The following is a 25,354-nucleotide window of genomic DNA, read 5'->3' as shown; positions in this document are numbered from 1 at the left end:
TTATGCGACAAACAATAACCTTCGATAAATTCATACGCTGGGCATTAATAGCACTTGCTGTCATAACCGTCGGTTTTATCATCAATGCATTGTCTGGGGTACTTTTGCCATTCTTCATAGCATGGTTACTTGCCTACCTCCTCTATCCTATCGTGAAGTTCGTACAATATAAACTCCACGTTCCAGGCAGAGCTTTGAGCATAATCATCACCTTCTTGTTGGTTGCAGCACTCTTTACTGCCATCTTCCTGTTCATCGTTCCACCAATGATCAATCAGGTTGATAAGTTTATGACGATTGTCAATCGCTATCTACATGAGACGACACACACCAATGACATAGCGACAATGATACAGAAATGGATTAGGGAGAATCAGACAGAAATCGAAAGATTCTTAAAGAGTCCAGACTTCACAAACACGATTAAGACCGCTATGCCAAAGATATTCTCTGTAATAGGTCAGACGGCAAGTATCGTGATTTCTATCATTGCATCATGTATCACCCTACTCTATACCTTCTTTATCCTGCTTGATTACGAGGTATTGACAAATAATTGGATTAGGATATTCCCTAAGAACGTACGTCCTTTCTGGGCTGGATTAGCACAGGATGCTGAGCGAGAGTTGAATAATTATATACGTGGACAGGGATTAGTTTCACTCTGTATGGGCATACTCTTCTGCATTGGCTTTACCATTATTGATTTCCCAATGGCTATCGGTATGGGAATCCTTATTGGCATTCTTAACCTCGTCCCTTATCTTCACACCTTTGCACTTATCCCAACAGCTTTCCTTGCATTGCTCAAAGCTGCTGATACAGGACAGAATTTCTGGATTATCTTTGCCTCTGCACTGATCGTATTTGCGGTTGTACAGCTGCTAATGGATATGGTGATAACACCAAAGATTATGGGTAAAGCAATGGGACTCAACCCAGCTATCCTACTCCTTTCTCTCTCTGTTTGGGGTGCACTCTTGGGCTTTATCGGACTAATCATAGCCTTACCACTCACAACCCTTATCATTGCTTACTGGCAAAGATATGTCACCAAAGAGGGTGATGGGGCGCAGGTAGAAAACATACCGGCTACTGCTGAGGAAAAGAAAGAAGACAAAGAATAAAGAAAGATAGTATCTATAGAACTATAACGAGCCTCCTTTTCACATGGAAAGGGGGCTTCTTTTTAATGCTATCTACCACCCGCACCAATGGTGCTTACCATGAACACCATATGTGTTAAGCCATAGCACCATGTGTGCGTAACCACATCACATTGATTAAAGAATAGAAAAGAGAAGTATTAAGGCTACTATAATAAAGCCAAGAAGACATTAACAACAAACTAAGAGGAGTTCTATAAAAACAAAAATAGCTCTCCTTTTCACATGAAAAAGAGAGCTATTTCTTATATAATCTACCACTATTAGCAGTTTATCAACACCATTGAAAACTCAGCTGAAGTGGTCTTTAATATGCTTATTTATACGTAAGACTCTAAGAATTTAACTGTTCCCGAAACCTTAACAGTAGTTGCTGTAGCTGGAAGGAGTACACTCTCACCTGCACGGAATGAGATAGTATTGCCCTCAGCATCAGTAATCTCACCCTCACCCTTGAGACCAACGAAGATTACAAAAGAGTCCAAATCACTATAATCGAGTGTCATTGGCTCTGTAAGGTCATAGACAGAAGTGGTGAAGTAAGGACAGCTAACGAGTTCTACAGGCTCATTCTGACGTGCCTCATACTGTGTGCGATAGTCTGGATAGACGGTATAATCGATGCACTCAGCAGCTTCCTTGGTATGCAACTGACGATAATTGCCCGCTGCATCCTGACGCTTGAAGTCATAGATACGGTAGGTTACGTCGCTTGTCTCCTGTATCTCTGCCAAGAAACAGCCTGCACCGATAGAGTGAATACGACCTGCTGGCAAGAAGAATACGTCGCCTTCCTTCACAGGATATTCTGACAAAGCCTCTGTAATAGTATCATTTTCAACCATTTCCTTGTATTGCTCTGGTGTAATCTGCTGCTTCAAACCGCTGCGAAGAGAAGCATCAGCATCACTTTCCATCACATACCACATCTCTGTCTTACCACGACCCAAACCCTGTGCTTGTGCCTGCTCGTCTGTTGGATGAACCTGAATAGAAAGCTGCTCGCGTGCATCAATGAACTTAACAAGCAGAGGGAACTCATTACCAAAGCGTTCATAGTTCTCCTTACCCACCAGTTTATCCTTCAAAGTCTCAACAAGTTTGTTCAGTGTCCAGCCTTTATATTCGCCATTAGAGACAACACTCTCGTTGTCCTTAACACCTGAAATTTCCCAGCTTTCGCCCACCTGCTTCTGATCAGAAGTCAAATGCTTGAAAGGTACTATCTTTTCTCCACCCCAAAGGATAGACTTCAAAAGAGGATTAAACTTAAACATTTCCATTTTTTATTGCTATTTTGATGTATCAAACTTTATAATAACGAAACCAATCTATGGTCTCATTTGTACTGCAAAGTTACACTTTAATCAGTAGATTACCAAGAAAACTGATAGAAAGGCATTGTTTCATTCTCCTCAAAATGATCGAAAGAATACTGCCATATTGCATGATTGCACAACAGACTTTCACCTTTATTCCTACTCTATTCCTACTAATAGATAACAAGAAACTATCCATCAGTTTCTGCGTCACAGTTTATATAAACAATAAAGCTGTTGTTTGGCTTATGTAGACGATAGGTTTAGACTTATTAAACCTTACCTTTACAATGTTCAAACAACAGCTTTAACATATCATTTTACTTAATTTCAGACATTCGCTTTGTCTGTTTCTGAATTATCTTTTGTGTTGATTTGTCTGATGCAAACACACTGTAGAATCCTTGTGGCTCATGTGCTGGATCGCAGGTGAAGTCGTCTCCTGCCTGCCAACGCTCATGACGAGGTTTTCCATAACCACCCCAACCCCAGAAGTTACAGCCAACAAGGAGTCCACCATTCGCTGCATTCTCTGCAACAGTTTCCATAACATACTTGTAATAAGCATCACGCACCTTGGTTGTACTCTTCAATGAGAAGGAGAAACCATCACGAGGATAACCGAACTCTTCAAGAACAAGTGGCTTATTAAGACGCTTGCAGATGGCAAGATGGTTGTCGATATATTCTTGTGTCTGCTTAAAACTTGCCTTGAGGTCCTCTTTCAAATGTGTCTTTCTTGCCCACTGCCAGTTGTATGGCCAAATGTGAATATTGCAATAGTCCACGTTCTTATCTGCACAGATACGTTCAAAACAACCATAATCACGCTCACACCCAAAGGCACCTTCACTTCCAAGGCTTATCAGATGGTTCTGATCAAGACTGCGAACCAGTGCAGTAGCCTCTGAAAGCCACTTCTCAAACTCTGGCAAAGCTTCCTTAGAAAAGGCACGAGGCTCGTTACAAATCTGCCAAGACATGATTGTAGGGTCATCAACATACTTGACACCAGAGTATCGGTTAGTACGACTAAGGATGAAGCGAATATGATCATAGAACATTAAATGTGCCTTCTGATTAGCAGCAAACTTGCTGGCAAACTTTGTATAAGCGCCATAGCCGTCTCTGCGTGGTATCAAAGCAGGTCCTTCATCAGCCCACTCCAAATAGGCACCATAGCCTCCACTCCATTCCCAAGAGTTGGTGAGATAAAGCACAGCAACCATCTTTCGCTTGCTCATCTCAGTTAAAAGATAGTCTAATCCTGCAAGAATAGAATCGTTATAGACACCCGGACGAGACTGTAAAACAGGTTCTATCTTATCCTCAACACCAGGCAAACCATCTGCACCAACCAAGATTCGAAGGTTATCAATACCCAAACGCTGCATCTCATCGAGTTCTCGACGAAGACGCGCACGGTCTCCTCCCGGTCCTTCAGAACCAAGTATAGGTCCATACCAGAAATTTGCTCCTACGTAATAGTAGGGTTTTCCACCACGAACAAAGCGTCCGTTCTTCACTTTCACAAAGTCACCGGCCATCATATTCACAGCCATTGCCAAGGCAATAATTGCCATAAAAACTCTTTTCATATATTAGTAGTAAGTCGAAATATTACCAACTTTACGAGCAATGTTTCCCTTTTAGGGAAGATGCTTCTACTTATTAATACACCTAAAGCAAGTTTTTCCCTTACCCACATTGCTACTTTTAGAAGAATAAATGGTTCTTCTGTTAAATGTGTAGACGCTTTTCGTATTGCTTTAACGAAAGAACCATCGTTGCTCATTAAACAAAAACATGGCTAAGACAGTCAACTATCTATCCTTTTATCATCCTCTTTCATTGAAAATCTTTTCATTTTAAGACTCCGAAAATCTGCAGATATGCTTTTGAAAAATCATTACATAATTTCAAGTAAAACATCTGTAAACAACGGCAAAAACACATATCAAAAGCGAATTTATAACCAACAGTATATCAATTAGTTATAAAGCAGTAAAGTAAAAGGTGCTTAATTAGACTTCAAAAGGGCGTTAGTAAGGGGCTTAAAGAGCATCTTTTGCAAGCTTAAAGGGCGTCTTTAAGAAGTCAAAAGAGCATGTATTGGTTTTGAATAGCACGAAAATTATTTACAAACTTCAATTAATAAGAGAATACGTTGTTTGTAGAAGACAGATAGACATCGCACCTAATTCCGTTTATCATGCAGTTTATTCTTCTTTGTAATATCATTTAATTGGAGGTAATGATACCATGTATGTGGATTTATCTCATTCTATTAACAATCTACAGATTTAACAAAAGAACCGAATAAATACGCTTTTACTTTTTACTCTTTAACCGTTTTACTTATCCAAACCTATCCTTTTTCTCACATTTATTTACTAACTTTGTAGCCAAATGGGCAACAACATAACAGATATAAAGCAATTACTGAATGATGAGACCGACGAGAAACATTTCTCGTTTGAGGTTCTTCCCCCTTTGAAGGGTAATGGAACAGCGTCTCTTTTCCGCAATATTGATCAGCTCAAGGAGTTTAATCCGAGCTTCATAAACATAACCACTCATCATAGTGAGTTCGTATATCACGAACGCGAAGACGGACTATTGGAACGCCAGCGCATACGTCGTCGACCTGGAACGGTAGCCATTGCAGCTGCTATCCAGCAAAGATATGGTATTCCTGTCATCCCTCATGTGATATGCTCGGGTGCAACGAAAGAAGATATTGAGTACGAATTGCTCGATTTACAGTTTCTTGGTATAAAGAACTTGATGCTTCTGCGTGGCGATAAAGCTCGCGAAGACCGATTCTTCACACCGACAGAAGGCGGTCATAGTCATACGACAGAACTGATTGAACAAGTGAATAGTTTCAACGAAGGTGTATTCATTGATGGTTCTACTATGAAGCATCCAGGTAGACCTTTCGTGTATGGTGTGGCATGTTATCCAGAGAAACATGAGGAAGCACCTAACCTTGAACAGGACCTACGTTACCTCAAGATGAAGCAGGACCTTGGTGCAACATTTGCCGTTACACAGCTTTTCTACGACAATGAGAAGTTCTATAACTTCGTTGATCAGGCTCGTAAGATTGGCGTTACCATTCCTATCATACCAGGAATTAAGCCTTTCGCAAAGCTATCTCAGCTGAATGTCGTTCCAAAGACATTCCATTGTGACATCCCAGAAGAGCTTGCTGGATTAGCTTTACTTTGTAAGTCGGATGAGGAGGCTCGCCTGTTAGGTATTGAATGGGCTGTTAGACAGGTGAAAGACCTTTATGCACATGGTTTCAACAACGTACATTTCTATACCGTATCGGCAGTGAGCAGTGTGCACGAGGTGATGAAACGATTGGTAGAAACTGGTCTTCTGCAACAGAACAGCAAATAAAAAAGAATACAAGAGAAGATGAACTTTTCAGAAGTTATAGGACAAGAAGCAGTTAAGGAACGGCTTATTCAGATGGTTAAAAAAGACCGTCTGCCTCATGCTTTGCTCTTCTGCGGACCTCAAGGAGCGGGTAAGATGGCACTTGCAATGGCTTTTGCCAGCTATTTGCTTGCTGGTGACGAAACTGAGGAAGCTACGTCATCAACCGTATCAAATGCTCGTGCCATGCTTCGAAACTGGGAACACCCTGACCTTCACTTCTCTTATCCTACCATCAAACTACCAAGCATGAGTGGTGAACACCAACCCGTAAGTGCTGACTTTGCGAAGGAATGGCACGGACTCATCATGCAAGGGACTTACTTCACCATGAATCAATGGATGAATCAGATGGGGGCTACCACGCAACAGGCTATCATCACGGGTGCTGAGAGTGACGAACTGTCACGCGTTTTGGCGTTGAAATCAAGTCAAGGGGGCTATAAAGTGTCTATCATCTGGCTGCCAGAACGAATGAATCTCACCTCTGCCAATAAGCTGTTGAAGCTATTAGAGGAGCCACCGCAGGGCACTATCTTCCTCATGGTATGCGAAGAACCAGAGAAACTTCTCGAAACCATCATCAGCCGTACACAGCGTATTGATGTGAAACGTATCAACGACGAGGCGATTGAACAGGCACTCATCAACAAAAGGGGGATTGATACTGATGCGGCACACCGCATTGCTCGCATCGCAAATGGTAGTTGGTTGAAAGCATTGGAAGCAATGGATTCGGGTAATGAAAACCGTGAATTCCACAACATGTTCCAAATGCTTATGCGCCTATGTTACCTTCGTAACGTCAAAGACCTCAAACGTTGGAGCGAGGTTGTAGCAGGATATGGACGTGAGAAAGAGCGTCGTATGCTTACTTACTTCCAACAGCAAGTGCGCGAGAACTTCATGTTTAACTTCCGAACGCCCGAACTCAACTACATGACTTTGGAGGAAGAGAACTTCGCTAAGAACTTCGCACGATTCATCAACGAGGCAAACGTCATTGAAATCAACGAACTCTTCCAGCGTGCTAATCGTGATATCGGACAGAATGCAAACGCTAAGATTGTCTTCTATGACATGGCATTGAAACTCATTGTGCTGTTGTTGAAGAAGTAGACGAGTGGACAGGTGAACAAGTAGACGAGTTAACAAGTTGACAAGTTATATGCTTGATACCTGTACTATATAATTAATCATTGCTTATCACAGCCTACCAAACTCTACAAGCAAAGAGGAACTTGGAGGCTTCCAACATATATATAAACAAAAAGAAACAATCAATGGATTACAAAGATATGAAATTCAAGGTCTGGCATGGTTGCGACCGAGGCTTATGCCACAAAGGTTGTGGCAGACAAAACCACCAGTTGAACACATTCGACTGGCTGGCTGACGTGCCTGGAAACAACCAGACAACTGACCTTGTTGAGGTTCAATTCAAGAATACTCGTAAGGGTTACTATCACAATGTCAACAATCTTGACTTGAAGAAGGGTGACATCGTGGCTGTAGAAGCTAACCCAGGACACGATATCGGAGTCGTTACACTGACTGGACGACTCGTTAAACTGCAGATTAAGAAGTCGTCAAGCGTGAAGTCACCAGACGATATCAAGCGTGTCTATCGACTTGCAAAAGAAGTTGATATGCAGAAATATCACGAAGCAAAAGCACGTGAACACGCTACAATGATTGAGAGCCGACAGATTGCGAAAGGCTTAGGACTGAAGATGAAGATTGGCGACGTAGAGTATCAGGGCGATGGAAACAAAGCTATCTTCTACTACATTGCCGACGAACGTGTTGACTTCCGTCAGCTTATTAAGGACCTTGCTGCAGCCTTCCACGTACGAATCGAAATGAAACAGATTGGTGCACGACAGGAAGCAGGACGCATTGGCGGTACAGGTCCATGTGGTCGTGAGCTTTGCTGTGCTACTTGGATGAAGAATTTCTCCAGTGTCTCGACAACAGCTGCCCGCATTCAGGACATCTCACTCAACCCAACCAAACTGGCGGGTATGTGTGCTAAGCTAAAATGTTGCCTGAACTATGAGGTTGACGACTATATGGAGGCTGGCAGAAAACTGCCAAGCAAGGAGGTTATCTTGGAGACTATGGATGGCGAATACCATCTCTTCAAGACGGATATCCTCAATGGTCAATGCACCTACTCTACCGATAAGAACCTTGCAGCAAACCTCGAGACCATCAGTGCTGAGCGTGCAAAGGAGATTATTGAACTCAACCGACGTGGTGAGAAGCCTCTTTCGCTCCTTGAAGATGGTAAGGCAAAACCAGCTAAGAAGCCTGTTGACCTCCTCGCTGGTGCTGACCTCAGTCGATTTGATAAGGCAAAGAAACGCAAAAAGAACAACCAACCACGCAATAACAACGGTCAGCAAGGTGGTAGACCACAACGCGACAACCGTCGTAATCAGCGTGATGGACAGGACAACTACCGTCAGCCAAATGACAACAGACGTCCACAGAACGATAACCGTCGCCCTCAGAATGGTAATCGTCGTCCTTATAACGGTCCTCGTCCTGCACAACAACAGAACGAAGCTACTCCACAGAACAATAGAAATGAAGGCAGACAGCCTCAGCAAACGGAAAGAAAACAAGAATGAAACATAAGGTTTCCACCTTATTATATATCATAGCACTCATGGTAATTACCATGGGTGCTGCTTCATGCAGTGACCCACGCACCTATGACCGATATAAAAGTGTGTCACTACAGGGGTGGTCACGCAATGATACACTTTCTTTTGATATTCCTCGCCAATGGGAGGGTCACTACCAATTAGACCTCTGCCTACGTGCTGCACAGACTTATCCTTACCGCAACATAAGTATGATTATTGAACGAAAGATAATCTACTACAGACAACGGAAGAAGCGAGAAAAGACATATAACGATACTATTAATTGTGAGATTATCAATGATAAGGGAATATTGGTAGGACAGAAAGGTATCTCAAATACTGAAATACGTCAGGCAATTACAGCATTCCGTCTCAACCGCAATGACTCTATGCACGTCACGATACGTCATATCATGAGCCGTGAGTCACTTCCTGGTATCAGCGATGTGGGTATCAGACTTCTCAAAAAGTAAACATTAGAGACAAACTATAAAGGCTGCTTCATCCTCCACACATTAGAGTCATGACGCAGCCTTTACCTATGTTGGAATAAGCCTAATTAGCACCAGCCTAAGCTATAATATCATATTTAGCGTGTATTAGTATCCTACTCTCCTTCATCTCATGATAATAAGTTGTTCAACTTCCCATATTCTAAAATGGTGATAATGCTTAACACAAGGCGTGTTGATGCGGAGCACGTGTGGTGCGGAGCACAAAACACCGTGCAGAAAATAGTGCAAACAAAACCAACTTATTATTAACCTGAACTCGGGATAAGAAAAGTCTGCAAAAAGTTGGTAATCTCATTATATTTTTGTAACTTTATAGTTGAAAATCAATTATTTACAATAAACATAACGATGATTACCAAGGACAAAATTACTGAAATTTTCTGTATTGCAGATGACTTTTGCAAAGAATTTGAGTTAGAAACTGATAAAATAGGTCTCTCAGAAAAGAGTAAAGGGTGTCATCGCCATCGCAAGTGGCGTATGAGTAAGTCTGAAATCATAACGATATTAATTTGCTTCCACTTTAATTCCTATCGTAATTTTCGTCACTATTATACCTTTTTCGTAAAAGAGCATTTAGCAGATTTATTTCCAAATCAATTGTCTTATAATCGTTTTCTTGAATTAGAGGCAAGAGTCTCTGTAGAGATGATGATGTTCCTGCAAATATGTTGTTTTGGGAGGTGTACTGGTATTAGTTTTATTGACTCAACTTGTATTCCAGTTTGCCATAATAAACGTATTTGTCGCAATAAGGTTTTTAGAAATTATGCAACAAGGGGTAAGAGTACAATGGGATGGTATTTTGGATTCAAACTACATCTTATCTGTAATGAAAGAGGTGAGATTCTAAACTTTATGCTCACTAAAGCAAATGTTGATGACCGAGACGAAAATGTATTTAACAGGTTGACAGACAATGTATTTGGTAAATTGTTTGCAGACAAAGGGTACATTTCTCAAGGATTATTTGAGCGATTGTTCAATGATGGAATAAATTTAGTTACGGGCATTAGGAGTAACATGAAAAACAAACTAATGCCACTTTATGATAGACTTCTTCTAAGGAAAAGATCTGTAATAGAGACTATCAATGATGAGCTAAAGAATGTAGCTCAATTAGTGCATTCAAGGCATAGAAGCATATTTAATTTCGCAATGAATGTTCTCTCTGCTATTGCAGCCTACAGCTTCTTTGAGAAGAAGCCAGCAGTGAACATAGACTTTGCTATAGAGCAACATTCGGGACAGCTTACATTATTCTAAAGTAATCTGTTTTATTATTATCTTTAGGCCCAATCAAAAGATTGAGTCTAAAGAGCCGTTGTACTAAACCAAACAGAAGAGTGGGATGATACTTATCCCGAGTTCAGGTTATTAGTAGAAAGCTATACCACTCTATAATAAAAAACGCTTTTTGATGTATAGACTTATTCTCCTAAACAAAAAGAGAAGTATCTATCAAAAAAGATAAATTGTATTCCTTTTCTTAAAGCTATCCAAAGCGTAGTCCTATCGCCTACTGACGGATAAGATTACGCCCTGCATCGATACGAAGAAAAATAAACAAAAGCAAAGTAAAACCCCATAGGGAGGAACCTCCGTAACTGAAGAAAGGTAACGGAATACCAATAACTGGCGTCAAACCTAATACCATTCCTACGTTAATAAAAAGATGAAATAGGAATATTCCTGCAACACAATAGCCATAGACTCGCCCAAACTTAAAGGGTTGTCGATCGGCAAGGTACATTAATCGGAGTATTAGGAAGAGGAACAGCACAAGAACAGAGGCTGAACCGAGGAAGCCCTCCTCCTCACCTACTGTACAGAAGATAAAGTCTGTATCCTGCTCTGGTACAAACTTCAACTTAGTTTGCGTACCATTCAAGAAACCTTTACCCTGTAAGCCACCAGAGCCAATGGCTATCTCACTCTGATGTACATTATATCCTGCTCCTGCTAAGTCCTCATCTAAGCCTAAAAGTACATTAATACGCACACGCTGGTGTGGCTGCATGACATCGTTCAACACATAGTCTGCTGAATAGAAAAAAGCTATTGACCCTAAAGCAAACAATGCAATATAGAAATAGTTAGCAAAGCGAGTGTTCATTGCATTATAAATTAAATAACCAATGACACATGCTGATAAAACCAACTGTATCCAAACAACATCAAACGGAATAACAAACTCTGAGAAGAGCAAGGCAAGTCCTGTGACACCAAAGACATAAGTTAGCAATAGGCGCGTACGTCCTTTGTCGCCCACATAGACCCACACCATGACCGAAGAGAATATCTGAACAAGTAGGAGTACAACAAACTTTCCTAAGGATGTTGGTGTATCCCATAACAAGATTTCCTCATACTTGATTCCGACAACAAAGTAAATGACCATTGCCAGACCAGTGAAAAGGAACGCACCAGACATTCCTTCACGATAAAGCATGAGGAAGAAAGAGAAATAAACCAAAGCAGAACCTGTCTCACGCTGTCCGACAATACACAGCATTGGTAGGAAAATGATTCCGCACGCACCAGCAAAATGCTTCCAATTCTTGATAGTAAATCCATAAGCCGACATAAACTTGGCTATTGCTAATGCGGTTGCAAATTTCGCGAACTCGGCAGGCTGCAATCGGAGTGGACCCATAACAAGCCACGAGCGAGAACCCTTAATACTATGAGGATTAAAGATTGTGGCAAAGAGCAGTAGTACTAACAAGCCATAGATAACATAAGCAAAGGTGTCATAGAAACGGTCGTCCATCATTAGAAGCACAAAGCCTAAACAGATAGAAGTACCAATCCACACAATCTGCATACCCGAACGGGTTGAAAGTGAGAAAATCTCTGTATCGCCATAAGTATAACTCGCACCACAGACACTCACCCATCCAAAGGTGAGCAACGCAATATAGATACCTATCGTCCACCAATCTAATGAACGAAGTACACCTGGTTGTCTGTCTGCTGTATAATTACTTGGCACGATTTACTTTCTCCTTGCTTTTTTGTTTATCGTTGGATTGACCCTTTGATTTCTCTTTAGGCTGTTCCTTTGCTTTATCTTTTACTTGTTCTTTTGGTTTAGCCTTAGGTTGCTCCTTAGGCTTTTCTTTCGCCTGTTCCTTAGACTTCACCTTAGGTTGTTCCTTTGCTTTGTCTTTGGACTGCTCCTTAGACTTTTCCTTCACCTTAGGCTTTTCCTTATTTTCCTTTCGACTATCTTTATTCTTTTCTTTTTCTTTTTCCTTCTTATCGCCTTCCTTATCCTTCTCTTTCTTCTCCGTCTTAACCGTTGTTTCAGGCTCTACACGGATAGCAGGTTCGTTCTGTGGTTGCCTTTTCTTCTCCTTTTCCTCAGCTTCTTTCCTTGCCTTTGCTTCCTTCAGCTTTTCTGCATCAGCTAAATCCTGCTTCTCTTTTACCTTCTTCAGCGAGTCTCTAATAGTATTTACACGCTTAATAGAGTCGAGACGAAGAGAGTCAGCACGTGACAAAGGACGCTTAAAGGAGTAAGCGATATGGCGTTTCTGAACTGCTGCAGCACGAGCTTCATCACCAGGAGTAAGCTTTCCATTAATATACTGCTCTATCATTAGCGAACCAATTGGGACACCATAGTCTGCACCAAAGCCACCATTCTCAACATAAACAGCAATAGCTATCTTTGGAGTATCAACAGGTGCAAAACCCATAAACACAGAGTGGTCCTTACCACGGTTCTGAGCTGTACCCGTCTTACCTGCCAATGAGTAACCAGGATGAACCGCATGCGCACAAGTTCCACCACGTACTGATGAAACCATACCTGCTATCACTTCTTGGTAAGCTCTTAGACTTCCCTTTGTATGGTGCTTCTCCACATACTTCTTATCGAGTTTTTTCCCTTGAATACTACGTACAACATGTGGCGCAATATAATAACCACGATTCGCAATCGTAGCACCGAGGTTAGCAATCTGCAGTGGAGTAAGGTTGACCTCACCCTGACCAATAGAAATAGAGATAACCGAAAGCGGATTCCATTTCTTAAAAGCATTATCATAGAACTTCGCATTTGGAATCATACCTCGTTTCTCACCAGGAAGATCAATACCTAATTTATAACCGAAACCCATTGACACCATGTAGTCGCGCCACACGTTCATAGCATCCTCCAATGTCTTATATTTCCTACGATTGGAGAGCATATGATAGAGTCCCCAACAGTAATAACTATTACAAGAGGTGCTGATTGAAGGTACTAATGAGATAGGAGATGCATGTGCGTGACAACCGACATGAAGTCCTTTGAAGTTGAATCCATGATGACAAGGATAACGAGTTGAGTCTGTCACAATCCCTTCTGTAAAATAAGTAACAGCCTGTCCGGTCTTAAACGTTGAACCTGGAGGGTATTGACCCATTATAGCACGATTAAGTAGAGGCTTGGCTGGGTCGAGCGTCATATCTCGCTGGTACTTACCACGCAGTTTACCTATCATCATACGAGGGTCGAAAGTCGGTGCAGAAACCATTGCCAAAATTTGTCCAGTCTTTGGTTCGATTGCCACAACAGCACCTAATTTACCTTCCATTAGACGTTCACCAAGTGCCTGAAGTTCTGCATCAAGACCAAGTTGGATATCACGTCCAGGATGTGGACGCTGGTCATACTTACCATCCTGATAGCGACCTTGTATCTGTCCGTGGGCATCTCGCAGAAGTATCTGTACTCCCTTTACTCCACGTAAGTCTTTCTCATACTCACGCTCGACACCCATCTTACCGATATAATCTCCTGGCTGATAGTACTCATCTTCCTCAATATCACCCTGACTCACCTCTGCTACATCTCCAAGGACATGTGCAGCAATAGCTCGTTGATACTGACGAACACTACGTTTCTGAATATAAAAGCCTGGAAAACGATAAAGTTTCTCTTGGAAGGCACTAAAGTCTTTATCACTCAATTGGCTCAAGAATAGTTGTTGCGTAAAGCGAGAATAACCCGGATTCTTACTTCTATCCTTGATGTTAGCCATTCGGTTGATAAAATCAGCCTTTGTTATGTTTAGTGCCTTACAAAACTCCAGCGTATCAAGATGACCTTTCATCTCGTTGGTTACCACCATAATGTCATAAGCTGGCTGATTAAAAACCAACAGCTTACCATTCCTATCAGTGATAGAACCACGTGAAGGGAACTCAATCTTCTTTAAGAAAGCATTAGAGTCGGCACTCTTCCGATAGTCGTCACTGGCTATCTGAAGAGCAAAAAGACGTATAATATATATCACCACGATACCTATTGCAACAGCACTAAGCACGAGGCGACGTTTTTCTAAATCATAATTCTTCATTTCTTATCGCCTCCTAACGTTCTCAACAACAAGAATAAGAATAAGCGTGAGCAATGAACTACCGCCAATACAAAGTAACCATTCTAACACATTAAAGAAACTAAACATCTCTAATAAGAAGAAAACGACGCTGTATATCAAGGTTAGAATAGCCACATACCACGTATATTGCGGTATACTAAGCGTGTCCATACCTGCTTGGAAGTTGTCACTACTGTCACGAGGTATGAATAGCTGTAGTACATAAGGCTGTAAAGCAGCTATTAAAGTCAATGAAGCAGAAGCTACACCAGGCGTATTTGAGAAAGTGTCAATGGTAAGACCCATTAGAAACGCCCATATCAACATAGCCCACTGAGGATAATTACGAGGGAACAAAAGGATAAAATAGATATAAAGCAATGGTGTGGCAACAGCAAACAGATGAATGTGATTGAGTACAAACACCTGTGCCACTGTCAAAACAGCAAACCAAAGCAAACGTTTTAGGAAATCTATATTCATTCTTTTTATTCGTAATTCAAAGGGGGAAAGTGGCTCACACCAATGTTAGAATGACTCTACAAAGTGTGGTTATCCTACCTCCCATCAATCTAAATAATATCTGCAAGCAGTCTACTTACTGTACACTATTGTCCATCTGACTCTCAATAGGCTTGATAGAGTCTTGTGCTGCCTTTATAACTTGGCGTTGATCTCTTATAGAAGCATCGTCAATCACACAGACATCACGAAGGTTTCCGAAGTCTGTTGATAGCTGGATTTGTAGTCGATAAGAGAGTCCATCTTCTGAATTATAGACATGTTTTATCTTACCAACCAACACACCAGCTGGGAAAACAGAAGAATATCCACTCGTTACAACACGGTCACCTAACTTAAACTTAGCATGACGAGGGACATCATCTAAATAAGCAACATCGGATGCGCCTCCATTCCAATGGAGATAACCGAAGTAGTCACGTCCTTGAATAGAACAACTGATGTTTGACTTTGAGTTCAGCACAGGGATTACAACGGCATAATGAATACCTGCCATATAGACAATACCCACAACACCATTACCACAGGCAACACCCATATCCTTATGTACACCATCCCATGTTCCTTTGTTGATGGTGATAAAGTTATTAGGTTTATCCAGTGAATTGGCTACAACCTTTGCCTGTATCAATCGGAACTTTGAAAGGAAACGATACTGACCTTTATGAAGAAAGGTAGAATCCTTTGTCTTATCATAAAGTTGAGCAGATAACTCCTTCACTTGACGTTCCAGTTCAAGGTTGCGTTTGGTCAAAGCCTCATTCACCTCACCCATTGTTAGATAAGACGTAACCTTTGAACTTCCTTCATAAGCTAAACCAGCCACATAGTTTGCTGACGTGAACCACACACTGCCCTGATAGTCATTGAATCGGAACAAAAGAACCATACTCAAGACTTCCAGGGCAACGAACAAGAACCAATGCTTGTACTTAGCAAGGAACTCAGTCAGATTGTGCATGAACGTTAGTTGTTATCTCATCAAGAACGAGAAACGATCTACGTTCTTCAATGCAATGCCTGCACCCTTAGCCACACTGTGCAATGGGTCTTCAGCAATATGGAATGGAATATTAATCTTATCAGTCAGACGCTTGTCAATACCACGAAGCAAAGCACCACCACCACTAAGATAGATACCATTCTTTACGATGTCAGCATAAAGCTCAGGTGGAGTGTTCTCCAATGCTGAAAGAACAGCATTCTCAATCTTTGCAACGGTCTTATCAAGACAATGAGCAATCTCCTGATAGCATACAGGAACCTCCATAGGAAGAGCTGTAATACGATTAGGTCCATGTACAATGTAATCCTCAGGAGCTTCATCACCAAGGTCTGTCAGCGCTGAACCTACATGGAGCTTAATACGCTCTGCCATACGCTCACTGACCTTCACATTGTGCTGACGACTCATATATTCCTGAATATCCGCAGTGAGGTCATCACCAGCTACACGGATAGAGTTATTACATACGATACCACCCAAAGAGATTACAGCAATCTCAGTGCTACCACCACCGATATCAACAATCATGTTACCCTCAGGAGCCTCTACATCAAGACCCATACCAAGAGCTGCAGCCATTGGTTCGAAGATAAGATATACATCACGTCCATCAGCGTGTTCAGCTGAGTCACGAACGGCACGAAGCTCCACTTCAGTAGAACCTGATGGCACACCGATTACCATACGTAATGAAGGTGAGAAGAAACGATTACCACTGTGAACCATCTTAATAAGTCCACGCATCATCTGCTCACAAGCTGTAAAGTCAGCGATAACTCCGTCGCGCAAAGGGCGGATTGTACGAATATTGGGATGTTCCTTCTCGTACATCATCTTTGCATCACCACCCACAGCAATCATCTTATCTGTGCGACGGTCCAGTGCTACTACTGACGGCTCGTCAACTACAATCTTATCATCACTGATAATAATCGTGTTTGCCGTTCCCAGGTCCATAGCAATTTCCTGGATAAATGAAAATAATCCCATTAATATATCTGTATTTTATAATTGTATATTCTTTTCTATTCTGTACTTATTCTGTTGCAAACCAACTATGGATAGCTTTATCATAGTGGCTGCTAACACCAAAAGCACGCTCTGCAAACATCTTTCGGTCTTCGATATCTGTATGCGCACCATTAGTATTGAGAATCTGGAGCAACACTGGATATTCTGCCTTACTTGGCACGATAACAACATCCTTGAAGTTCTTTGCTCCTGCACGTATCAGTGAAATACCACCGATATCAATTTTCTCAATGATGTCTTCTGCGCTGGCACCACTGGCAACTGTCTGCTCAAATGGATAAAGATCTACGATAACAAGATCTATGAAAGGTATTTCATATTTCTGCATCTGTGCCTGATCACCTTCATTATCACGGCGAGAAAGGATTCCTCCAAAGACCTTTGGATGAAGGGTCTTCACGCGACCTCCAAGGATAGAAGGATAAGATGTTACATCTTCTACCTTCTGACATGGGTATCCTAATGATTCGATGAACTCTTGTGTACCACCTGTACTTAAGAATTTCACACCTTCCGCATCTAACTTCTTGAGCAAGTCCTCAAGTCCATCTTTATGAAAAACCGAAATAAGAGCAGTCTTAATTTGTTTTTTACCAGCCATTGTAAAACATTTTATGGATTTGATTTGCAAAGTTACTAATTATAGGTGACTAAACAATATTTTAAATCAAAAAAAAACAAAAGGTTGCCAACTATTTGCTTAAAGTCTAATAAGCTGCCACCTTTTGTTTTATTCTGCCTGCTTCAAGTTCTGCTTTTTGAGAACTGAAGTTCAATTTCTTTATGCCTACCAAAGGCCTTATCAAGTCTATTCTTTACCTTTGATACCGATAGCATCTAAGATACCTTGTATCTCACTGCCAAGACCAAAGACACTATTCATCACACCATCTTTGGCACCACGCACCATATAACGGGCACAATCACCTTCGAGCTTACCGATACGCTGGCGTTCTGCAACGGTATAATCATGGCGTGAGATCTCTCGACGAATGCGACCAAACTTGTCAACAGCTTTACGCCACTTCTTTGCCGTGTAGTATTGGCTGTTATCACGTAATTCATAGGAAAAGTTCTCTAAGTCGTTAATAGCAGACTCACGTGTAGCACATGAGCTTACCGATAGCATTGCCACAATGAGGGCAAGGCCCATAAGCATTTTCTTTACCTTGTTTCTCATCTTTTATAACTTCTAATTTTATAATAATCTTCCCTATATCTGGCTTATGTTTATAATATCTTTCTATATCGAAAGTAACATCAAATTCAGCCTTTTAAGGGTAATAGTCGTGGCAAAAATAGGAAATAATAATGATTTTACCAACAAAACATCACATTACTTTTCATTCTTTTTCTACTTTTTAACTACCTTTGTTCCATGAATTTTGCAGCAACACTTCTTCAATGGTTCAAAAATAACGGACGTTCTCTACCTTGGCGAGAGACGAATGATGCATACGCTATTTGGCTGAGTGAGGTTATTTTACAGCAAACTCGTATCGTGCAGGGTATGAGTTATTGGGAACGTTTCATGGCACAATGGCCCACGGTTAACGACCTCGCTGCTGCCACGGAGGACGAAGTGCTAAAGGCTTGGCAGGGGTTGGGCTATTATTCTCGTGCAAGAAACCTCCATACGGCAGCACAGCAGGTGGTGGAATTAGGTGGATTCCCCCAGACTTTTAAAGAATTAAAGACACTGAAAGGTGTAGGCGATTATACTGCTGCTGCCATTGCTTCTATTGCTTTTGGCGAACCAGTTGCTGTGGTAGACGGAAATGTTTATCGTGTGCTTTCTCGATATTATGGCATTGACACACCTATTGATAGTACCGAAGGGAAGAAGGAGTTTCAAGCGCTCGCTCAATCTCTTTTACCTATAAATGAACCGGCAGACTACAACGAAGCGATAATGGACTTTGGTGCGACTCAATGTACACCAAATTCTCCTCATTGCAGTGCTTGCCCACTCTGCGAAACCTGCGTTGCTTTCCGTGAACAACGCATTAACGAACTACCAGTAAAAAGCAAAAAAGTGAAACAACGGGAACGTCATTTCACCTATCTCTATATTGAATATGAAGGAAAGATAGCCATCCACCAACGTGGTGCGGGTGATATTTGGCAAGGACTATGGGAGTTTCCACAGGCAGAACAGCTTACATCGTCTGAAGACTCTGCGTGGAAAACCGAAGCACAGCTACTACAAAAGGGAGTAAAGCATATTCTTACCCATCAAATTCTCCTTGCTGACATCTACCTTTGGCGACCAAAGAATCGCCCACAGCTGCCCTCTGAATTCATATGGATTGAAAAGCAAGACCTTGAAAATTATGCTTTACCACGGCTAATTGAGATTCTGCTAAAGGTAGTTCCTGCCTAAATTCCGCCTCCCTTCAGCCGTCTATCCCACGGTCCGCTTCTACGAGGCACTGCCTCGTAGCCTTCCCTCCTCCCCTTTCTCCTTCCTTCAAAGCGCCTCTATCGGCTACTTCTTCCCAAAATCCTCATCAATACGTAGCTGATGAGCAACCAAGAATGGGAAGATGCAAACAAACATTACGATAACAAAGAACCAACGATAACCCACTGCCTGTGCCAGCGCACCCGCAAACAACCCTGGAATCATCATTGACAACGCCATAAAGCCCGTACAAAGCGCATAATGACTGGTCTTATGCTCGCCCCGACTGAAATAAATCATAAAGAGCATATAGGCACTAAAACCAAAACCATAACCGAAATTCTCGATAAATACAGCTACACTAATAGCTATCACATTATCGGGAAGCATATAGGCTAAATAGACATAGGCTAAGTTAGGCAACGTGATAGCTGCCGTCATCGGCCATATCCAACGCTTTAAACCATCACGACTGATCATCAATCCTCCAATGACACCGCCTATCAAGAGACCTGCCACACCAACAACACCATTCACCGTACCATACTCTATCTCAGAAAGGGCCAATCCCCCTTTAGCCTTCGATGCCTGCAGAAAGAGTTGAGAAATAGGGATTATCAAAGCTTCTGGCAAACGAAAGAGAAGTAGGAAACAGATTGTTGTTAAAGCCTGCTCCTTTTTGAAGAAGGAAAGAAAAGTATCTCCAAAACTGCGAAGCAAATGGCTGGCTGACACCTGTGCCCTCTCTGAATCCTCAGACGGACGAGGAAGAATAAAGCGATGATAGAGGGCAAGTCCCATAAAAAGAGCCATCAGACCATAAAACACAAGCGACCAAGCCCACTGAATATCAAAGTTCTTATGTAAAAAACCAGCGAGCGCAATCAGTCCACCCTTACCAACAACCATTGATATACGATAGAAGGTTGAACGAATACCTACAAAGAAAGCTTGATCATGCTGATTAAGTCCCATCATATAGAATCCATCAGCTCCGACATCATGTGTCGCACTACTAAATGCCAGCAACCAAAAGAAACAGATTGTTCCTTGAAGCCATAACGAAGTATTGACCGTAAAGGCAACACCTGCGAAAGCTGCACCTACAAGCAACTGCATAATGATAATCCACCATCGCTTTGTCTTAATCAAATCAAGAAATGGACTCCACAGAGGTTTGATAACCCAAGGGAGGTAAAGCCATGAAGTATAAAAAGTTACTTCGGCATCTGACAAGCCCATTTGCATATAGACCTGCAAGGATAATACAGTTACGGCAATATAAGGCAGACCCTCAGCAAAATAAAGTGAGGGTATCCATGCCCATGGACTTATCTTTCTTTCTGTTTTCAATGCTTGTTACGCTTTTGAGTTCTGTTATTGTCATTATTGTATGCAAAGTGTCCTTTTCCCACAGCCTACTATCAACAAAACCAATGAGAGATACATCAATCATGTAACCAAAAGAGATAAATAGGTTCAAGCAGGCTATTCGAACACCACTGCAAACTTAGTATTGTGTCTTTTCAAACGATGACAAAGATACATAAAATTAACGAGAAAAAGCAGGAATAGCACTCATGAATAAGAATTAAAAGATAATTTATATATCAAAGGCTGATGATTTTCGCTTTTCTTGAAAGAGAATAGAAAGGTTTTTGCAATCTTTGTAAACAATCAATTACGGAGCACTACACACATCCACTTGCATCGTTCAAAACATAAAAAATCATCTATAGCAAATAAATTTGAATATAAATAAACAGACATAGACGATAAAACTTCTTTAATAAATCATAACTTGAAAAAAGAATAAACGCATATACACTTGAATGGTATGTATAGTTAAAATTTAATCCTTATATAAAAGGACCATAACTACAAGATAAAGCATAAAAAGACTAACTAATACCTTGTCTATCCGTTAGTATATCTGCCCATATTAAACAAACAACGGATTTCTATATTGAATGTTCTTTGTAAACTATTTTCGTGAAATCGAAAACCAACATATGCTCTTTTGGCTTCTTAAAGACGCCTAATTGACTTACAAAAGGTGCCCTTTAAGACCCTTACTAACGCCCTTTTGAAGTCCAATTAAGCACCTTTACGAAAACGATTTTGTAACCGATTGATTCACTGCTTGTTGCAGACTTGCTTTTTGTACGTATCTTTGCCTCGATTTATAGATATTTTATTCGACGTTTTGTCATTATTTTTCAAACCATTATTAGCAAGCTCTCTAAGTATAAACATGAAAAGGAATTCTGTGTCGAAGAATAAAAGTTGGTAGTTGATAGTCCTGCTATATTTTATAGAAACATTAAGGTTATTACGTTCAAACTATAAGGTAAGTGTCCAAACATTTAATAAAGGAAGCAAAAAAAGGCGATGATCATTACGACCATCGCCCTTATATCTAATGATTGTTCAGATAATTACATTCCTAAAGCCTTCTTAGCGCCGTCATTGTTAGGATTAACCTTCAGCACCTTATTGAAGTACTCGTCTGCAAGTGGCTTGTTACCCTTCTTTGAGTAATAGTAGCCAAGACCATAGTAAACGTTCTCCAAGTAACTCTTGCTATCCTCATCGAGCGTTGGCTTAGCCTCTTCGTAAGCAGCCACCTTCTGATAGATTTCAGCTACCTTATCAGGATCGTTCATCAACTGAGCTACGTTAGCTTGGTTCAACCATACCCAATCAGAGATTGTTGGGAACTTAGAAACCATCTGCTCGTAAACATCAAATGCCTTTGCAAGAACAGCGTTCTTAGCAGCACGGTCTGTCAAGCCCTCTGCCTTTGTAACATAGGTATTAGCAAGTGTTGCCCAGTCATTATTAGTAGCCTTCTTACTCTTAGAAAGATACTCCTGCTGAACCTCGAGTGCCTTGTCATCATTACCCTGTGCAGCATAGATAGCAGCCAAAGTCTTCAAAGGCTCAATATTGTTCTTATCAACCTCGAGTGCCTTGTTAACAGTGTTGATAGCTTCGTCATACTGCTGAGCACCGCAAAGTGCCTTTGCATATACATCGTAGTCATTAGCTACCTTCTTACCAGAACCAGCAAACACGACCTTACCATAGTTGATAGCAGAAGCATAATCCTTCAACTCAACTGATGCCATCATAGCAATACGGCTCAAGTACTCACTGTTAGGGAACTTCTGCAAACCCTGCTTTACAACATCCAAAGCTCTCTGATAGTCTTTTGTAATGTAAGCAGAAAAACCATAGTTATAGAAGTTGTCCTCTGACATATTAGCTGGATTAGCCTTAGCATACCACTCTAATGCCTCCTTATACTTACCATCGCCAAGCATGATTTCAGCTGCAGTTGCCTCTACTGGATAGTCTGGCTTAACCTTACGAAGTTCTTCAAGTTTCTGAACAGCAACCTTTGAGTTTACGTGACGAAAAACCTTAGCATAACGTTCGTAAGCTGTTACGTTCTGTGGATCAACAGTAATTGCATTCTGATACTGTGTAGCAGCTGCACCTGCATTACCGATAGAATCCTTAAGAGCAGCAATATCGCCCAAGAGGACATAAGCTAAGCTACCCTTGTATTTCTTATTATTGATGACGTTGTTTGCTATCTCTGTAGCAGCATCATAATTATGCTGCAAAAGGTAAACATTACCCAAAGCAACAATAGCCTCTTCACTCTTCTTAAAGTTCTTCTGATACTCCTTAATAAGATCCTTTGCTGCCTTTGGATCATTTGGTGCAGCTTCGATAGCAGCTACAATAGGCTTAAGAGCTACTGCGTAATCAACATCCTGTGCCATTGCTGGAGTTGACATTGCCAACATCAAGGCTCCAGCTATTAAATATTTCTTTGTCTTCATAATTCTTTCTCTTTAGATTTTAATTCAAGTGAACTTTATTCATTAAGACGCCTACCACGGCATTTAGTTTAATTCTATGAGAGTAGTAACTAATGTTGATAAGCAAAATAAATCTTCTCTAATGTTATAACGACCACATTATAATTAATCATAACTAATTATCATTTGCCAATAAATAACACACTGTGCTTTACTGACTACTGGGTCTTAACTTCAACTTCACGAATGTTGATTTCACCACGATAAGGCAAGAGACCAGCCTTAAAAATAATCTTCTGACCAATTGGATTGGTTACGAAGTTTGCAAATGCCCAAGGCAATGCTTTGTGAGGGTCAGCCACGACAGCGTAGATAGTTCTTACGAAAGGATATCTGCCATCCAACAGATAAGCTTGGTAAGGTTGCCAACTATTCTCTGGCTGTGCAACGGTAGTCTTTGAAAGACCAACCACTCTAATATCTTTCTTAAATGTGGTGTTTGTAGAGTCACGATGATCATTCAACCAATTTGACCCAATAACACCTATAGCATTCGGAGTTTTGTGAACATAGTCAATAACTGACTTACTGTTATTTGCAGCAACAATGTTCGCACTCTTAATATTCTTTCCACCTAAAATGGAGTCGACTACATAATGTAACGTAGCTGATGCTTTATTGTCAAAGACAACTTCAATATTACCCTTATCATTCTTAGGGTTCAGCTGATTCCATTTTGCAATCTGACCACTGAGAATCTTCTTAACATCGGTAACCGTAATACATGAATCTGCATTCGTATTGTTCACAATGAAAGCAATTCCATCATATCCTATCGGGAATACCGCTGGGATAGGACCTTTCTCTCGTAACATAGCATCTTCTCCCTTCGTCAATGCATGAGAAGTAAAGAAAAGATTAACTTTCTGGTCGAGGAGCAGTTGCATACCTTTGTTGTCATCTGTATAGATTGGCAACAAGTGAGTTTCTGGATAGCGGAACTGATAATTCTGTAACAGTTCCTCTATAATAGGACTAAAACTTTCGTCAGAGGCGAACTTAATCGTCCCTGACGTCGGTGTATCTGTTCTGCCGTCCTTAGCTTTCTTCTGTCCGCAAGCAGACAGAAGGAAGCCGAGGGATAGCATCAATCCTACTGTTATGTAGAATCTGGTTCTTTTCATATAATATTTGCTTTTACTGCAGTTTGAAAGTAATAGGGAGAGTAAACCAAACGTTTGCTGGCTGACCATTGTTCATACCTGGAGACCACTTCGGCATACTATTAACAACGCGAAGTGCCTCACGATCGAGTGCCTGATCAACACCACGAACGATTTGTGCCTGACTAACGCTACCGTCACGTCCTACAACGAACTTGACAATAACACGTCCCTGCACACCATTCTCTGCTGCAACTGCTGGGTATTGGATATGAGAAGCCAACCAAGCATTTACATTAGGGAATGAAGGCATAACCTCTGCCACTGTGAAGACCTTGTTCTCAACCTCCTGCTTTGGCTCTGGTTTTGGAGCCTCAACAACTGGTTTCTCGATCTTTGGTACAATCTGTTCAGGAGTAGCAACAGTGCTACGAGCAGCAACTTCAGTACGATCTTCCGTACCTTCCTTGTTCTCAACACCGACTGCCTTAGTCTCCTTATTCATCTTGACCATTGGTGGCATCTCTTCCTTAACATCCTTATCATCCTTGATGACAGGGGCTGTAAACTTAACTGTTGCACGCGTTTCAGGAACAACCTTTTCAGGTTCAATCTTCTTAGGTTCTTCCTTCTTCTGCTGTTTCTTACGTTCAGCCTGCTCTTTCTTAGCCTGCTCAAGAGCTGCTAACTCCATCTTTGCTGCATATTCAGCTTGTGCAGCCAAGTCGTCGTTATGCTTCTTGATCTGATAAGCTAAGTAACCACCACCAAGGAATGCAGCACAAAGCAGAATAGCTAAAGCCTTGATATTACGCTGAGAAACAGTTTTACGAAGCTTGTATGCACCGTACTCCTTGTTCTTGTCGGCGAACACCATGTCGACCCATTTAGGATCGCATAAATCTATTTTTGCCATTG

The 25,354-nt window shown here is 41.2% G+C and carries 20 protein-coding genes; 7 read left to right on the top strand and 13 right to left on the bottom strand.

What is annotated here, in order from left to right; all coding sequences use genetic code 11:
• The first annotated feature begins 2 nt into the window (after positions 1–2).
• A complete protein-coding gene (locus FIU21_RS06415; RefSeq protein WP_004360446.1) occupies positions 3–1,127 on the top strand; it encodes an AI-2E family transporter in 1,125 nt (374 codons plus the stop codon).
• Positions 1,128–1,486: 359 nt separating this feature from the next.
• Here FIU21_RS06415 and FIU21_RS06410 read toward each other — a convergent pair whose 3' ends face one another.
• Together FIU21_RS06410 and FIU21_RS06405 are read right to left on the bottom strand one after the other, a co-directional pair.
• Positions 1,487–2,449: a type I phosphomannose isomerase catalytic subunit gene (locus FIU21_RS06410; RefSeq protein WP_004360445.1), complete on the bottom strand. Its 963-nt coding sequence runs from the start codon at positions 2,447–2,449 to the stop codon at positions 1,487–1,489.
• Positions 2,450–2,805: 356 nt separating this feature from the next.
• Positions 2,806–4,068 carry a glycoside hydrolase 5 family protein gene (locus tag FIU21_RS06405; RefSeq protein WP_081445985.1) on the bottom strand — a complete coding sequence of 421 codons (1,263 nt, stop codon included), beginning with the start codon at positions 4,066–4,068 and terminating at the stop codon, positions 2,806–2,808.
• An 826-nt stretch (positions 4,069–4,894) separates the two neighbouring features.
• Here FIU21_RS06405 and FIU21_RS06400 point away from each other — a divergent pair.
• From FIU21_RS06400 to FIU21_RS06380, 5 genes are all read left to right on the top strand, one after another.
• A complete protein-coding gene (locus FIU21_RS06400) occupies positions 4,895–5,896 on the top strand; it encodes a methylenetetrahydrofolate reductase (RefSeq protein WP_004360443.1) in 1,002 nt (333 codons plus the stop codon).
• 18 nt (positions 5,897–5,914) lie between these two features.
• Complete coding sequence (locus FIU21_RS06395) at positions 5,915–7,054, top strand: DNA polymerase III subunit (protein ID WP_004360442.1); 1,140 nt, start codon at positions 5,915–5,917, stop codon at positions 7,052–7,054.
• A 164-nt stretch (positions 7,055–7,218) separates the two neighbouring features.
• Positions 7,219–8,571 (top strand): PSP1 domain-containing protein, encoded by a 1,353-nt coding sequence (locus FIU21_RS06390; RefSeq protein WP_004360441.1) that lies wholly within the window; start codon positions 7,219–7,221, stop codon positions 8,569–8,571.
• Positions 8,568–9,062 carry a gliding motility lipoprotein GldH gene (locus FIU21_RS06385; protein ID WP_004360440.1) on the top strand — a complete coding sequence of 165 codons (495 nt, stop codon included), beginning with the start codon at positions 8,568–8,570 and terminating at the stop codon, positions 9,060–9,062. Before FIU21_RS06390 ends, FIU21_RS06385 begins: the two co-directional genes overlap by 4 nt.
• 390 nt (positions 9,063–9,452) lie before the next feature.
• Positions 9,453–10,370: an IS982 family transposase gene (locus tag FIU21_RS06380; protein ID WP_172891283.1), complete on the top strand. Its 918-nt coding sequence runs from the start codon at positions 9,453–9,455 to the stop codon at positions 10,368–10,370.
• Between the two features lie 253 nt (positions 10,371–10,623).
• Here the strand turns inward: FIU21_RS06380 and rodA are convergent, their stop codons facing one another.
• The 7 genes from rodA to FIU21_RS06345 form a co-directional block, all read right to left on the bottom strand.
• The gene (gene rodA, locus FIU21_RS06375; protein ID WP_004360439.1) at positions 10,624–12,099 is read right to left on the bottom strand and encodes a rod shape-determining protein RodA; all 1,476 of its coding nucleotides are present in this window, start codon (positions 12,097–12,099) and stop codon (positions 10,624–10,626) included.
• Positions 12,089–14,455, bottom strand: coding sequence for a penicillin-binding protein 2 (gene mrdA / locus FIU21_RS06370; RefSeq protein WP_004360438.1), 2,367 nt, complete (start codon positions 14,453–14,455; stop codon positions 12,089–12,091). The genes rodA and mrdA overlap by 11 nt, the downstream gene beginning before the upstream one ends.
• A 3-nt stretch (positions 14,456–14,458) precedes the next feature.
• Positions 14,459–14,959, bottom strand: a complete 501-nt coding sequence (mreD, locus tag FIU21_RS06365) for a rod shape-determining protein MreD (RefSeq protein ID WP_004360437.1) — start codon at positions 14,957–14,959, stop codon at positions 14,459–14,461.
• A gap of 115 nt (positions 14,960–15,074) precedes the next feature.
• Positions 15,075–15,959, bottom strand: coding sequence for a rod shape-determining protein MreC (gene mreC, locus FIU21_RS06360; RefSeq protein WP_004360436.1), 885 nt, complete (start codon positions 15,957–15,959; stop codon positions 15,075–15,077).
• A gap of 12 nt (positions 15,960–15,971) precedes the next feature.
• Positions 15,972–16,994: a rod shape-determining protein gene (locus FIU21_RS06355; RefSeq protein WP_004360435.1), complete on the bottom strand. Its 1,023-nt coding sequence runs from the start codon at positions 16,992–16,994 to the stop codon at positions 15,972–15,974.
• A 46-nt stretch (positions 16,995–17,040) separates the two neighbouring features.
• Complete coding sequence (locus FIU21_RS06350; protein ID WP_004360434.1) at positions 17,041–17,637, bottom strand: bifunctional phosphoribosylaminoimidazolecarboxamide formyltransferase/IMP cyclohydrolase PurH; 597 nt, start codon at positions 17,635–17,637, stop codon at positions 17,041–17,043.
• Positions 17,638–17,844: 207 nt separating this feature from the next.
• A complete protein-coding gene (locus FIU21_RS06345; protein ID WP_036886368.1) occupies positions 17,845–18,216 on the bottom strand; it encodes a hypothetical protein in 372 nt (123 codons plus the stop codon).
• A 198-nt stretch (positions 18,217–18,414) separates the two neighbouring features.
• Here FIU21_RS06345 and mutY point away from each other — a divergent pair, with 198 nt between their 5' ends.
• Positions 18,415–19,419 carry an A/G-specific adenine glycosylase gene (mutY, locus tag FIU21_RS06340; protein WP_004360432.1) on the top strand — a complete coding sequence of 335 codons (1,005 nt, stop codon included), beginning with the start codon at positions 18,415–18,417 and terminating at the stop codon, positions 19,417–19,419.
• A 105-nt stretch (positions 19,420–19,524) separates the two neighbouring features.
• Here the strand turns inward: mutY and FIU21_RS06335 are convergent, their stop codons facing one another.
• The 4 genes from FIU21_RS06335 to FIU21_RS06320 form a co-directional block, all read right to left on the bottom strand.
• On the bottom strand, positions 19,525–20,793 hold the full coding sequence (locus tag FIU21_RS06335) for an MFS transporter (protein WP_004360431.1): 1,269 nt from the start codon (positions 20,791–20,793) through the stop codon (positions 19,525–19,527).
• Between the two features lie 1,085 nt (positions 20,794–21,878).
• Positions 21,879–23,294, bottom strand: coding sequence for a tetratricopeptide repeat protein (locus FIU21_RS06330; RefSeq protein ID WP_004360430.1), 1,416 nt, complete (start codon positions 23,292–23,294; stop codon positions 21,879–21,881).
• Positions 23,295–23,491: 197 nt separating this feature from the next.
• On the bottom strand, positions 23,492–24,457 hold the full coding sequence (locus tag FIU21_RS06325) for a PstS family phosphate ABC transporter substrate-binding protein (protein WP_036886365.1): 966 nt from the start codon (positions 24,455–24,457) through the stop codon (positions 23,492–23,494).
• Between the two features lie 13 nt (positions 24,458–24,470).
• Positions 24,471–25,352, bottom strand: coding sequence for an energy transducer TonB (locus FIU21_RS06320; protein ID WP_036886364.1), 882 nt, complete (start codon positions 25,350–25,352; stop codon positions 24,471–24,473).
• Between the last annotated feature and the right edge of the window lie 2 nt (positions 25,353–25,354).

Source organism: Prevotella melaninogenica, from assembly GCF_013267595.1.
In the GTDB taxonomy this organism is placed as follows: Bacteria; Bacteroidota; Bacteroidia; order Bacteroidales; family Bacteroidaceae; genus Prevotella; species Prevotella melaninogenica_D.
This window is presented reverse-complemented; position numbering and strand designations above follow the sequence as displayed.

Bases quoted from the DNA above. Each gene is read 5' to 3' on its own strand.
- FIU21_RS06415 (WP_004360446.1), top strand. From the start codon at position 3: ATGCGACAAACAATAACCTTCGATAAATTCATACGCTGGGCATTAATA.
- FIU21_RS06410 (WP_004360445.1), bottom strand. From the start codon at position 2,449: ATGGAAATGTTTAAGTTTAATCCTCTTTTGAAGTCTATCCTTTGGGGT.
- FIU21_RS06405 (WP_081445985.1), bottom strand. From the start codon at position 4,068: ATGGCAATTATTGCCTTGGCAATGGCTGTGAATATGATGGCCGGTGAC.
- FIU21_RS06400 (WP_004360443.1), top strand. From the start codon at position 4,895: ATGGGCAACAACATAACAGATATAAAGCAATTACTGAATGATGAGACC.
- FIU21_RS06395 (WP_004360442.1), top strand. From the start codon at position 5,915: ATGAACTTTTCAGAAGTTATAGGACAAGAAGCAGTTAAGGAACGGCTT.
- FIU21_RS06390 (WP_004360441.1), top strand. From the start codon at position 7,219: ATGGATTACAAAGATATGAAATTCAAGGTCTGGCATGGTTGCGACCGA.
- FIU21_RS06385 (WP_004360440.1), top strand. From the start codon at position 8,568: ATGAAACATAAGGTTTCCACCTTATTATATATCATAGCACTCATGGTA.
- FIU21_RS06380 (WP_172891283.1), top strand. From the start codon at position 9,453: ATGATTACCAAGGACAAAATTACTGAAATTTTCTGTATTGCAGATGAC.
- mrdA (WP_004360438.1), bottom strand. From the start codon at position 14,455: ATGAAGAATTATGATTTAGAAAAACGTCGCCTCGTGCTTAGTGCTGTT.
- mreD (WP_004360437.1), bottom strand. From the start codon at position 14,959: ATGAATATAGATTTCCTAAAACGTTTGCTTTGGTTTGCTGTTTTGACA.
- mreC (WP_004360436.1), bottom strand. From the start codon at position 15,959: ATGCACAATCTGACTGAGTTCCTTGCTAAGTACAAGCATTGGTTCTTG.
- FIU21_RS06355 (WP_004360435.1), bottom strand. From the start codon at position 16,994: ATGGGATTATTTTCATTTATCCAGGAAATTGCTATGGACCTGGGAACG.
- FIU21_RS06350 (WP_004360434.1), bottom strand. From the start codon at position 17,637: ATGGCTGGTAAAAAACAAATTAAGACTGCTCTTATTTCGGTTTTTCAT.
- FIU21_RS06345 (WP_036886368.1), bottom strand. From the start codon at position 18,216: ATGAGAAACAAGGTAAAGAAAATGCTTATGGGCCTTGCCCTCATTGTG.
- mutY (WP_004360432.1), top strand. From the start codon at position 18,415: ATGAATTTTGCAGCAACACTTCTTCAATGGTTCAAAAATAACGGACGT.
- FIU21_RS06330 (WP_004360430.1), bottom strand. From the start codon at position 23,294: ATGAAGACAAAGAAATATTTAATAGCTGGAGCCTTGATGTTGGCAATG.
- FIU21_RS06325 (WP_036886365.1), bottom strand. From the start codon at position 24,457: ATGAAAAGAACCAGATTCTACATAACAGTAGGATTGATGCTATCCCTC.
- FIU21_RS06320 (WP_036886364.1), bottom strand. From the start codon at position 25,352: ATGGCAAAAATAGATTTATGCGATCCTAAATGGGTCGACATGGTGTTC.